This window comes from Sedimenticola hydrogenitrophicus (assembly GCF_029017505.1).
Classification (GTDB): Bacteria; Pseudomonadota; Gammaproteobacteria; order Chromatiales; family Chromatiaceae; genus Sedimenticola; species Sedimenticola hydrogenitrophicus_A.
Genome location: NZ_JAQGEI010000027.1, coordinates 62,135 through 73,894, shown reverse-complemented (window position 1 = coordinate 73,894; position 11,760 = coordinate 62,135). Strand labels below are relative to the sequence as shown.

Here is an 11,760-nt window from a genome sequence, read left to right as displayed (position 1 = left end):
TGGCCGTCGTGCGAGGTCTTACTGGACATGATGTTCTCCCGTTGTTAGTGACGGGAAAAGTATTCGATAGCTAAACTCTAAAAAACAGGTGTCGGTTCTGGGGCGCTTACATTGAAGCCACCATCAACTGTTTACATCAGCGAGTTGATCAGGTGGTTACCGCAATGGATGGTGGACGCGAGCAGGCGAACCGGAGTGTCGTCGAGGCGAGAAATGCGGGTGAAAGGCTGCATAAAATTGTCTCTGTCGTGTCCAAGGTGCATGAAATGAATGTGCAGATAGCAACCGCCACCGAGGAGCAGAGCGCTGTGACGGAGGATATTAATCGAACTATGGTCAGTATCCAGGGTGTTGCCGTAGAACTCGAATCTACTTCCAGACAGTCCACTGAGTCTGGCAAGAGGCTGAGTACAATGTCGGATGGCTTGAGTACCGTGGTGACTCATTTCAAGAGGGGTTGATCGGGCGGGCCGAGTCTGTCGGATTTGATGATCCTGGAAATAGTGGGTGTGTATTCCCTGTTGCCGTGCCGTTTGTTGGTAGTCTGTAATGGGTCGCGGGAATAAGCTAACCTGTTATTTTAGGTGTCCTGAGCGAAAACCGAAAACCGGGTCAAAGAACAATTGTCGCTAATATTAGATTCAATTGCACTCTGGCCCGGTTTTTGTCGAAATGTGGAGATTATTCGACCTCAATCGCCTTGATGGTAACCTCGGCACGCCGGTTGGGTTCAAGACAATCGATCAGCGGCTGGCCGCGGATGCCTTCGCAGCTCACCAACGGGTCATCCTCACCCATGCTGACCACCTTCAACAAATTGGGATCAACAGAGCCACGCTGACTCAGATAATCCCTGACGGTCATGGCGCGCTCCAGAGCCAACTGCTGGTTATAACTCGCATCACCAATTCGGTCAGCGTGCCCGGCGATGCTTATTTCCAATAGTTCATTCAAGTTACCCAGGCTGGCGATGATTGAATCAAGGGCCTCTCTACCCGCAGGTTTGAGTGTCGCCTTATCAAAATCAAAGTGGGTTTTAGCATCGAGCGTGACCTGTCTGGTGATGGGTGGTTTGGGCGCGGCCGGTTCCACCGCCGCAAACTCCACTGGCTTGGATTCCACTTCAGAAACCACTGCATCACAGCCGGCAATAGCATCCTGGGGATCCCAGAAGTTGGTATACACACAATCACCTGAACCATCGTGTAGCACGGAATTGCCGCTGCTGAACACATAGCCATCGTTATCGGCCTGTACGCTCAGTGTTGAGACCAGGAAAATCGGTATTATTAGAGCGAGTGTCTTGAACATAACCTTTCTCTCCTTTGTCTTGAACTGCTTATTGTCCCTGCATACTGGATGCCACCTCCTGATGCCCAACATCAGGTGGTTATGAACAAAGCATAGCCAAATTCTCTGTCAGTTGCGGAAGATGCAGGGTCATATCACCCAAAAGGTATTTAATTCACCCGGCGCTACGCCTTTAGAATATTTTGGGCCGGAGTAAAAATACAAGGTCAGGTAGGGTAGGCACGTTTTAAGTGCTCACGCAGCAAAAACAGGGAAAATGAATGGAACTTGATCAGATAAAAGGGGCAGAACCCTTTGACGGATTGTCACATAAGGATGTGGGTCGAAAAACCGCGCACTGATGCGGTTTTTCGCACGGTTTTCCGGTAAACGCAGTGCTGAACATCAGCAAGCTGTAATCACGGAAACCGCCTTGAACCGCCGGAGTCTGGCTCAAGGCAGTCTACGCCGCAACACCAGGGACTCTCCTGCGGGTCGCCCCGAGCGTCTCACTGACCCCGCCAGGCTCTGTCGGTCCACCGACAGCCGCAACCGGTACAGAAAGGGGGGCTCCGTGCGCTTGAATACCAGCGCCAGTTGTACCCGCAGTTCCCCGTCCACGATGTCGGCCGGACCCTGTCTCCACACTTGATGGGACTCGAAATGGGTTTCGTCCACCCACAATCGGGCATCCTTCTCCTCCACCGACCAGTAACTGCCGTTCGGCAGGTACCACAGGCCGCTGTATGCATCGACAGCCGACGCAGCGCGCCAGAAATACAGAGGGACCGCCATCACCGCCAGCAGCACGACCAACAACATGAACCGCCAGCCGCGTGACAGGCGCTGGTAAAACCGCTGACCAATACCGGTTGCACTAAGCACCGTCACCAGTCGTGCCATGTCGTAGTCCCAGCGACTCTCCGACAGCTCTACCGCCTGCAATCGCGCCAGTTTCCGGATGGATACGGGCAGATCATCCTCGTCCGGCATGTGGGCCCCCTCCACCAGCAACGGGATCACCTTCAGTCCTTCTTTGTTGAGTGCCATTTCGATCTCGCGGCGCACATGATCGTCGGGACAGTCCAGGCGACGTTCTCCATCCGCAGCCGTCTCCGTGAGCCAGGTATCGCCGATCAGGACAAGGCACACCCGGGCAGACTGGATCGCCTGCTCCAGCGCCTGCACAAAATCGACCCCGGGTCCGATTGAATTGATATCACGAAACATCACCGAGTTTCCGAAACAACGGCCCAGATCGTCACTGATCCGGCCCGCGTGGCCTGAGGTATCCATGCGCCGATAGCTGAGAAAGATCATGTGTTCCATACGGCTCCCATATGGAGTGTGCCTGTTCAGAAAGCATAGAAAAGACCGGGGCAGAGTAGAATGGCACTTAGTTAAGCCAAGAACCACCGTCATCTCGGCGCAGGCCGGGATCCAGACTGCTTAATGGTGGCGGTATTCCTGGATTCCGGCCTGCGCCGGAATGACGAAAATCCTGCAATTCGCCTTAAGTAAGTGCCATTCGGGTCAGAGAACCATCGTTGCTAATATTTGAGTTAATTGTTCTCTGACCCGAATGGCACTAACACTGAGCTCAAGCAATGGCTTCGTCTCTGCCATATCAAATTGGCGGCACGGGTGCTTCGCAAGCGCGAATTCAGCCCTTCGGATGTTGCGATGCATGTTCCCTAGCGGAAACCCGCTGCCTGCAACTGTGCCTCCACCCAGCGGCGGATATCTGGATGGGGCATCAGCGGAGCAGCAAAACGGAAGGAGAGTCCCTCCAGGTCCGCCTTCACCTCCTGTTCGATTCCGCCGGCCGAGAGCAATACGGGCAGCACGATCACCTCTCCCGCACGGCCCGCCTCCGCCACCATCTGACGAAAGGCCGCCCGTGCCCGGGACTTGACCGCTGGCGGGGCGTCGTTGCGGTGGGTCAGCACGCTGGTAGAGCGGAAAGCGCCCGCCTTCCGCAACAGCGCCGCATGGGCTTCCAGGTTCTGCAGCCACTGCCGGTTCTCCCCGGGGTCGTTGGGTCCATGGGCGATCAGCACCACGTGGGTGGTGCCCGGCTTTTGCGTCAACGCCCGGGCCCGATCGAGCAGAATCCCGCCGATCAGCGGGTGGTTGTCCATGGCGGTGGTGAACGCCACCCGGGAGGAGGTCTGTATCTGCTCCAGCCGTCGCAGGCTGGTGGTCTCGGCCAGGCGATCGCTCAACCGGAGGATGTAACGGAAGTTGCAGATGATGGGGCTGTGGGAGGAGACGAACAGCGGTACGGCGGCGATTTCGCGCACCCCGCGCCTCTCCAGGCGATCGATGGCCGCCTGGATGCTCGCGGGGTTGGCCATACCGAACGCCACCTCGGTGGGCAACTCGGTGTCGAGTTCCGCGGCCAGGGTCTCGACATTGCGGTTCCAGGAACTGGCCGCACCGTCCTGCCCACCATGGGAGTGAGTCCCGTGGGCGAGCAGCAGCAGGCCGCGCCCGGCGTCGGCCACACCAGGCAGCAGGCAACCTAAGAGCACCAGGGCCGATAGCCAGCTTGGGATGGACATGTTTCCTCTCCTCATTCGTGGGGAGTCGTATTGCAAAAACACACCTGATCGGGAGCCCGGACAGTATACAGCAAAGTGCCTGGTCATTTTTCACGCACCAGGCGGAATCCGATTATGATGTGCTTCATCCCGGCCGGGCGCCCGTGGCGCGCCGCCGGCCGGCACACGCCACAGCCCCGGTCGTCCCAGGAGCCGCCCTTGACAATGATCCGCTCCGGATCGGCGGCTGTTCCCGTCCACTCGAAGACCTGCCCGGCCACATCGAACACGCCGTAGGGACTGGCACCGGTTTCGTAGCGCCCGACCGGGGTGGTATCGAAGGGGCCGGCATCACCGCTGTTGAGCCGCGCGGGGTCGAACTCCCGACCCCAGGGGAAGTAGCGTCCGTCACTGCCACGCGCCGCCTTTTCCCATTCGCGTTCGGTGGGCAGGCGCCACACCCGCCCGGTACGTTCGCTTAACCAGGCGGCGTAAGCCTTGGCGTCAGCCTGGCTGACCAGGACCACGGGATGTTGCTCCCGGCCGGCCGGCGGATGACCCTCGATCCAGGCGAAGCGCCAGGTGCGCTCATAGGGATGGATCACCCCATATGTGGACCAGGTCGCCCTGTCAACGCCCGGAAGGGGATATCCCGTGGCGCTGATAAAAGCGGCATACTGGCGATGGGTTATGGGTGTCCGGGTGATGGCGTACGCGGCGGTCCGCGCCTGTTGGCGTGGCGGTTCGGTATCGTACCAATGCTGTTCCCGGGTCACCGGGCTGCCGTAGGCCGCCGTGTCCAGGCGGTAGGCGGTTTCGCGCTCCTCAATGTCGGAGCCGGCAATAAACAAACCGGCGGGTATTTCCACCAGATCGGGTAGCCAGGCCTCGGCTGCCGCAGCCGCCATTGGGACAGCGTACAGCAGGATCAGGGCCGCCAACCAGCAGGCGCCATGCGACAGGTGTTTCATTTACCCACCTCCGGACCGTTTTGGCATGACCCTCGAAGGCATTACGGAGACAGATGGAGGCGGCCAGCCAAATGACCCGGCTGACCTGCTTCCCCTGGATGCTGAAATAGCAACGGCCGGCTATGGGAGCATAGCCGGCCGTTTCAGCAAAGGCGTTTCGATTTACTGGTTGGTGTTCACGCCTTCCAGATAATCAGGAATGGCATTGATTCCTACTGTAACGCTCGTTGAAGTCTCATGAGAGACCGAACCTGCGCCAGTAGCCGGCATTTGCGTGAAGTCAGTTTCCGTTGCCTTCGAGCCGTAGAGCTGATCCTGGCCAACATCATCGGCCATGGCAACACCCGCAGAGAGTATAGAGGCAACAGCAACGGCGAAAAGTTTGTTTGAAAGTTTCATGGTGAATCTCCTGAGTTTTCGTTAGTGGACCTGAGAAGTGGTCCTTGCACTAAGAGACCCGGAGGGCAGGGGAAATCTTTCAGGCGGCAGGAAATTTAATATCGCGGAGAGCGGATTGCTTTTGCGGATTACGTCAGGAATGCCATCTATAGGGAAGCCACCTGATCACCGCCGGGTAAAGCGAGCAGCGAGTCAAGCAGGCTGAAACGTCTGCAATGCCAGGGCCGGACCAGTCACGGCCGGCCGCCTGGATCAGGGTGTGCCGAATGGCGCCCACGCGATGCTGGCATCCTGGCTAACGAGGATTTCGCCATCACTGGCGATGGCGTACAGGTGCTCAGAGTTGTTAGGATCCTCGGCCAGGTGGAGCAGGTAGCGGTCGCCCCATTTAGGACCGAGCGGGCGCCAGCCCGGTTTGGATTCATCGGCGCGCAGCAGGCCTCGACCTACCATGAAGGCGTAGATCGACCCCCCGGGCCCGGTGTAGACCAAGGTGGCGGGCTGGCGGAAGAGGTGGGCGTTGCGCCAGCTTCGACCGCCATCGTCGCTACGCAACAGGCCCTGTTGGGTGGCGGCGTAGAGCCGGTTGATGTCTAGTGCCGAAGCCGCAATATCCACCAGCCCTTCCGGCGAGCGCGCCACGATGTTCCAGCTGTCGCCGCCGTCCACGCTGTGCTGCAGGTTTCCCCGGTAGACGCCGTACACCTGATTCGGATCCGCACGACTGACATCCATCTGGTGGAAATCAACCGGTCCGCCGACGCCTTTGGAGAGCTGCCGCCAGGTTTTTCCACCATCGTTGGAGCGGATGAACCCCATGTTCCCGCCACGCGCCGGATGCCCCGTGGCATAGAGAATCTCGACATCCCGGGGGTGTGGCGTGAAGCCCATGTAATCATTGCGATCTTCGGAAAGCCGTGTCGCCGATCCTTCGGGCGCGACGTGGTAAAAGCCGTGATGCGTCGCCAGGTAGAGGTGGCCCGGTGTCTGCGGATCGACCGAAATTCCGTGGAAATGGGTGCTCTGCCGCAGCTGACTCAGTGGCACGGATTCGGCCGAACCGACACCCGGGACCAGGACCAGGGCCAACATTATGGCCAAGAATTTAATATTCGCTTTCACAACATGCTCCTGAATACCTTAGGACCCGCGCAAGAAAAAGTTCCAGTATGATGAAGTACCGATCGCCATAAATATAATAACGTATTTTCACAGACAGTTCGTAGGTTGGGGTGAGGAATGAGCCCCTACATCGATATGGTGCACGCACATGCAGCCCTGCTGGGGTTCGCAGGCTCACCCCAGACTATGGGCTCTGCAAACTCGATGAGGCAGGCTTTAACCAGGCCATCAGTTAAACCAAAAGTAACCGGACCCACAGTATTGGATTGATGAATACCCGACAGTATTGACCTCTGTGGCCGTCCCTGGCCATGCGCCATCCGCGTGAACTAATCAGGCGGGTACCTGTGCGGCATAGAGTTCCTTTTCCTTGGCGATCAGCAGATCACCGAGGAAGAAGTAGGCCTCGGTCCAGGCATCCAGTATCGCCGGTGTGGCGGCATCACCCAGTACATCGACCATGGCGGTGAGCAGGGCATCACCCACCATGGGGTAATGTTCCGGTTTCACCTGGGTGCGGACATGTGCGGCTGTCATTCTGCCGACGGCATCGCCCAGTACGTTCAGGTTGTCGATGTTCATGGCATAGGCCGCCACGGCGGCCGCCAGGATTTTTGGCTGCTCGCCCGGTGCGCCGCTAAACAGTGCTTTGGTTTCCGGGTATTTTTCAAACAGCACATCGTACATGCGCGTGGTGATCGCCAGTCCGTGTTCCTTGAGTGCCGGTATGGTGGCTTTGACAGTCGCTATGGTAGCTTCAGATAAAGACATCGTAATCTCCTTTTGATACAGGTTTTATGGTGTTGAGGTTCATGGGCAAGATTAAGGTGTGCCAGTCGGTGATATGAACCACTGCCGCCTGCATGGATCAGCTCTTCAGCGGAATTCGGATGACCACGCCGCCCATGACATCGCCGATCTTGAAATCTTTGCGCGGGCTGTCGGGATGGGCGTTATGGCAGGCGACACAGACCGGTGCGACCCCGGTATCGGCATACACGGCGGTGAAATATTTCTGCCCGCCGAGGGTTTCGGTGGTGTAGTAATTTTCACCTTTATTATCCGCGACATACTTCAGGCCCTCTTTTTCCGCTTGGGTCTTGGGTGCGTTCTGTTTATTCACTGGCCACATCGACTGCAAGGAATAACTGAAGTTGACATCCGGCAGCTTCTCGGAGCGCTTGGCCACCATCTCGGCGCCGAACCGGAACATCTGCGCCGGCAACACCAGGGCCTTGTCATCCTTGAAGTGTTCGCTCGCCTTGATGACTTTTTCCTGGGCGGCCAGGCGATTGACGATCAAGCGGGTGTAAACCGTTCGATCCGAGTCCATTACCAGGTGCAGGGCATCCGCCATCGTCTTGACCGATACCGTGTCCTCCACTGCGGCGCTTACCGGGGCGGTAAGACAGGCGGCAAGCAGGACGAGTGCGCCAGTCATTTGCGGGTTACATTTTTTCATGGGTTTCTCCTGTGAGTGAAATGATACGTACAACGGTTTGCCACCTCGGAGCGGCATTTTAAAAACCAAACATGCTGGTATCGCCATGCCCCTGATCCTCGCGTTTCTCCTCCCGTCGCTGTTGCTCTTTTTTCGCCAGGGCCATGGTTTCAACATGACCGGCAGGCTGACCGGTGAAGTTACGGGAGATCAGCTCAGGGTCGGCCAGGGCATCGAGGCTGAATTCGAGGCCATGGCAATGCAGACACGCAGGGCGGATCATTTTGCTGTTGGGGGAGTGCACCGCGCTCTGGTTGTGCTGTACCACGATGCGGCTCATCCAGTCGTTCACGTCCTGTTCTTCCCGGGGCAGGTGACATCCGGCGCAGGAGACACCGCTCCCGGCGGGCGCGTCACCCGCCTGCTGTTTTTGCCACAGCTTGCCGTGGGGCGAGTCTTTCCAGGCCAGGCTGTGATCGTCGGCGTGGCAGCCGAGGCAGGATTCGGCGGCGGCTGTGACGGTATCGAAGCGGTGCGCGGCATGACAGCTGGTGCAGCCGAGCTGTTTGCCTTCGACACCGCTTTGCATCGGCAGGCGTGACTTATCGGTGGTCATGGGGGACAACCCTGCCGCCAGGCGCATCCCATGCCGGCCCCTGCCAAAGGCCTGGACTTCCGTACTGTGGCACTGGGCACAGGCTGTTTGATCCGGGTGATCGGTCCAGCTCTGTCGCGCGCCGGTATCATCCAACGGTTGGTGGCAGGCGCTGCAGTTCACCCCGGATCTGGCATGGGCGGTTTCCAGCCAGTCCCGCTGCAGTTGCGCATCACCCAGGTGACCGGCAGCGGCATCCGCTACGCTGGCGCTGAGGGCCTGTAGCGGATAGCGGTCGTGGGGATAATCCGCCAGCTCAGGCAACAGCTGGGCGAGCTGGCGTTGGGGCAGTAATGCCGCTTTCCGCGTGGCAGGCTCATCCAGGTGTTTGATGAGAAAATCGGTATACAGCGCACGGTTGTCGTGAAAATTGTGACAGCCGGAATTTTTGCAACTCATGAAATCCATCCCGGCATGGGAGGGGCGCTCCTCGGCAATCTCCTTGTGACAGTGGAAACAGAGGTCACGGGGCTGGGTGAGGCCGTCCGCGAGGGTGATCTCCGGGCGGTGTTCGGTGTGACAGGTGACGCAGTGCAGGGCGTCGATGTTCACCAGTCGTTCGGCATTGCGCGGGTCCTGGAACTTGCCCCGCGGATGGGAGTCCAGCGGTTTGATCCGCTCCCAGCCATGGCAGTCGATACAGGCCTCCTGTAATACTTCACCACCTCCCAGTGGATCGGTGTGGCAGACGCCGCAGTCATCCGCCAACTGGTGATGGCCGTCAGCCAGGGGGCCGGGCATGAACAGGGTTTTGTCGTCGGCACCGAGCAGCTCCCAGCTGAACCAGCCAATCAGTGCCAGGCTGGTGATAAACCAGACCGCCCAGAATGCAGCGCGATTGGGACCGGCCATCAGTACCAGTACCCCTTGAGAATATGAAACCCCAGCAGTGCCGGTACCGGCCAAAATGCCAGGATATGCCACCACACGGATTTGCGCCGCAGCCGGGTTGCCAGGGCACCGCCGATTTTGTGTTCCAGGCCGATGATTCCGCTAGCCAGCGAGCCCAGCAGCAGCGTGCTGGAAAAGCTCAGCATCAGCAGGTTATTGAGGCCGCTACCCAGGCGACCGCCGGTATGTCCGATCAGGACCGCGATCACCAGCAGGCCCAGCAGGATATGCACCAGGCGCCAGCTATCGAACTTGCCCAGGGATTGCCACTTAGCAACGCGTTTACGCGGTGACAGCGCCAGCCCCAGCAGGAACAGCCCCAGCACCGTGAACCCGCTGATCTGTTTCACAAGCCCTTCGCGCCACAGTGCATCCCAGCGCCACTCCACCTGGACCGTATCCGGGTAGGGGATGGCGGGCAGCAACAAGATGGCGAGTACGGCGATGAGACTCAGCAGGGCGGAGCCCAGCAGGGTCCTGTGCCAGGGAGCCGGCTGGACGGATGCATCACCCAGTAACTGCATCACCAGGGGACGGCAGGAACCACACACAGTGCCGGCGCCGGTAGCAACGCCAACGGCTTCGGGACACTGCGCCCCGGCACGAATGGCTTCGCTGATGCTGCCACGGGTGGCGCCGGTGCACACGCACACGTGAGTGGTGGCTGGCCAGTGGGTGACGCCCTGCTGTTCGCCTTCGGGCCAGATCAGGCCGTGGCGTTTAAAGCGCAGTAATTGCCACGGCCAGATAATCTGCCGACAGGCAATCGCCTGTTGCAGGCGGGTGTCCTCGTCCCAGGCGCCGATGCCGATGGCGCCAACAAGGCGGTGGCGGTGAATCTTGATTTTACGGTAGATGTCCTGCTGTGGATCGGCATAGGTATGATCATGACCATGGAACGGATCTTCTCCCGCACCCATGGGGCCGGCGCTGAACACCGGGCAGTCCACCACTTTCAGACGGCTGGAGGTGATGGAGCCGGTATAGCCGGACGTGCCCTGGCCGGTGATGTGGCAGGCCGCCACGCCGGCCTGCTCCAGTCCCGGTGCCACCAGGCCGTATACCCGGTCGCGGTGTTCGGCACATTCACCCACCGCATAAATATTGGCGACCGAGGTCTGCATGGTGTCGCCAACCCGTATGCCTTTGCCGATGGCAAGGCCGGCCTGCCGGGCCAGCTCAATGCGCGGCCGAATGCCGGCGGCGATGATGAGGGTGTCGCATTTCAATCGTTCGCCGGATAGCAGTGCCACGCCTTCCACCCGGGCGTCGCCGACTACCCGTTTGACCCCGTTACCGATAATGATGTCGATGCCCAGCGCGGCCACGCGTTTTTCCAACTGGCGTGAACCGCGATCATCGAGCTGCACACCCAGCAGGCGGTCGGCATGTTCGATCAGGGTGACGCGGGTATTGCCCCGTTGCATGCCCCGCGCGGCCTCCATGCCCAGCAGACCACCACCCAGTACTACGGTGTGATGGCTGCGGGCCCGTCGCGCCACCAGCTGGTTGGTGTCATCCAGGTTGCGGAAGGTGAATACGCCCGGCAGGAAGATGCCCGGGATATTGGGGATATGGGGCCGGGAGCCGGTTGCCAGCACCAGGGTCTGGTAGGATTGGCGTCGGCCGCTACTGTCTTCGAGCAGGTTCCGTTGCGGATCAATTGCGGTTACGGCAATGCCGAAGCGTTCTTCAATGCGGCTGCGCTCATCCGTTTCGATCCGCTCGAGTAATTCTTCCCAGTCACTGTTGCCGAGCAGCAGGGATGACAACCTGACGCGGTTATAGGGCTGGTGCTGCTCGTCACCATAAATTACGAGATAACTATCCGGTGTGCGTCGCAGTATTTCCCGTGCGGTGTGCATGCCCACCGGGCCGTTGCCAACAATGACGACAGGCAGGGCATCTACCGCTTGTGTCGCATCGGGAAGCATGGCTTCCACTACCGCCAGGGGTTGAGACATCGTCACTCCTGTACCAGGCATACTGCTTTATGGAATGCCTTTGCCATGGCACTTCCAAAAAAACTTTTGCTGACTGCCACTTCATTGGAAGAGCGCGTTACAGCGACCGTGTCGCACCGGTGTATCTGTATCGATTGTCGGTTTTGCAAAAGCTATGCCATGCGTGTGGCGCGTATTTTTAAAAATTCAAAATCAATATCTTAGATATTGCCTTTGAAAAATTGAGGAATAGGTGGCACTGCAGGAATGTGTTTTTAGAATGCATCCAAAAGTCTGCTGCGCACATTAACAGTGCGTTTTAAAAAGACAGTTTCATCAGTTATTCGGGTTGCAAATTATCTTTTACAAACGGATTAAAAACAGAACCCCGATATTCCGTCTTTTCGCGTTCTGTCCCATCGCTTGTGTCGCCAGAACAGAACGATGGAAACCCGTCACCAAATCAAAAACGTCACAAGAGTGGCTGGGACCTGGCGTGCGCCGG

General features: G+C 58.6%; 10 protein-coding genes. All 10 read right to left on the bottom strand.

What is annotated here, in order from left to right:
- Positions 1–681: 681 nt before the first annotated feature.
- The 10 genes from O9K64_RS16325 to O9K64_RS16280 all read right to left on the bottom strand — a co-directional run bounded on the left by O9K64_RS16325 (position 682) and on the right by O9K64_RS16280 (position 11,276).
- Positions 682–1,311, bottom strand: coding sequence for an OmpA family protein (locus O9K64_RS16325; protein ID WP_275099162.1), 630 nt, complete (start codon positions 1,309–1,311; stop codon positions 682–684).
- A 432-nt stretch (positions 1,312–1,743) separates the two neighbouring features.
- Positions 1,744–2,619, bottom strand: a complete 876-nt coding sequence (locus tag O9K64_RS16320) for a toll/interleukin-1 receptor domain-containing protein (protein WP_275099161.1) — start codon at positions 2,617–2,619, stop codon at positions 1,744–1,746.
- A 365-nt stretch (positions 2,620–2,984) separates the two neighbouring features.
- Positions 2,985–3,854 (bottom strand): sirohydrochlorin chelatase, encoded by an 870-nt coding sequence (locus O9K64_RS16315; protein ID WP_275099160.1) that lies wholly within the window; start codon positions 3,852–3,854, stop codon positions 2,985–2,987.
- A gap of 83 nt (positions 3,855–3,937) precedes the next feature.
- The gene (locus O9K64_RS16310) at positions 3,938–4,804 is read right to left on the bottom strand and encodes a formylglycine-generating enzyme family protein (RefSeq protein ID WP_275099159.1); all 867 of its coding nucleotides are present in this window, start codon (positions 4,802–4,804) and stop codon (positions 3,938–3,940) included.
- A 162-nt stretch (positions 4,805–4,966) separates the two neighbouring features.
- Positions 4,967–5,203: a hypothetical protein gene (locus O9K64_RS16305; protein ID WP_275099158.1), complete on the bottom strand. Its 237-nt coding sequence runs from the start codon at positions 5,201–5,203 to the stop codon at positions 4,967–4,969.
- Positions 5,204–5,455: 252 nt separating this feature from the next.
- Complete coding sequence (locus O9K64_RS16300) at positions 5,456–6,304, bottom strand: WD40/YVTN/BNR-like repeat-containing protein (protein ID WP_275099157.1); 849 nt, start codon at positions 6,302–6,304, stop codon at positions 5,456–5,458.
- Positions 6,305–6,658: 354 nt separating this feature from the next.
- A complete protein-coding gene (locus tag O9K64_RS16295; RefSeq protein ID WP_275099156.1) occupies positions 6,659–7,096 on the bottom strand; it encodes a globin domain-containing protein in 438 nt (145 codons plus the stop codon).
- A 97-nt stretch (positions 7,097–7,193) separates the two neighbouring features.
- Positions 7,194–7,874, bottom strand: a complete 681-nt coding sequence (locus O9K64_RS16290; RefSeq protein ID WP_275099155.1) for a Tll0287-like domain-containing protein — start codon at positions 7,872–7,874, stop codon at positions 7,194–7,196.
- Positions 7,846–9,273: a cytochrome c3 family protein gene (locus O9K64_RS16285; RefSeq protein WP_275099153.1), complete on the bottom strand. Its 1,428-nt coding sequence runs from the start codon at positions 9,271–9,273 to the stop codon at positions 7,846–7,848. The genes O9K64_RS16290 and O9K64_RS16285 overlap by 29 nt, the downstream gene beginning before the upstream one ends.
- Positions 9,273–11,276, bottom strand: a complete 2,004-nt coding sequence (locus tag O9K64_RS16280) for an FAD-dependent oxidoreductase (RefSeq protein WP_275099152.1) — start codon at positions 11,274–11,276, stop codon at positions 9,273–9,275. Before O9K64_RS16280 ends, O9K64_RS16285 begins: the two co-directional genes overlap by 1 nt.
- Positions 11,277–11,760: the final 484 nt, after the last annotated feature.

What these genes read in the sequence shown, in the direction of transcription:
- O9K64_RS16325 (WP_275099162.1), bottom strand. Translation starts at nt 1,311, where the DNA reads ATGTTCAAGACACTCGCTCTAATAATACCGATTTTCCTGGTCTCAACA.
- O9K64_RS16320 (WP_275099161.1), bottom strand. Translation starts at nt 2,619, where the DNA reads ATGGAACACATGATCTTTCTCAGCTATCGGCGCATGGATACCTCAGGC.
- O9K64_RS16315 (WP_275099160.1), bottom strand. Translation starts at nt 3,854, where the DNA reads ATGTCCATCCCAAGCTGGCTATCGGCCCTGGTGCTCTTAGGTTGCCTG.
- O9K64_RS16310 (WP_275099159.1), bottom strand. Translation starts at nt 4,804, where the DNA reads ATGAAACACCTGTCGCATGGCGCCTGCTGGTTGGCGGCCCTGATCCTG.
- O9K64_RS16305 (WP_275099158.1), bottom strand. Translation starts at nt 5,203, where the DNA reads ATGAAACTTTCAAACAAACTTTTCGCCGTTGCTGTTGCCTCTATACTC.
- O9K64_RS16295 (WP_275099156.1), bottom strand. Translation starts at nt 7,096, where the DNA reads ATGTCTTTATCTGAAGCTACCATAGCGACTGTCAAAGCCACCATACCG.
- O9K64_RS16290 (WP_275099155.1), bottom strand. Translation starts at nt 7,874, where the DNA reads ATGGCGATACCAGCATGTTTGGTTTTTAAAATGCCGCTCCGAGGTGGC.
- O9K64_RS16285 (WP_275099153.1), bottom strand. Translation starts at nt 9,273, where the DNA reads ATGGCCGGTCCCAATCGCGCTGCATTCTGGGCGGTCTGGTTTATCACC.
- O9K64_RS16280 (WP_275099152.1), bottom strand. Translation starts at nt 11,276, where the DNA reads ATGTCTCAACCCCTGGCGGTAGTGGAAGCCATGCTTCCCGATGCGACA.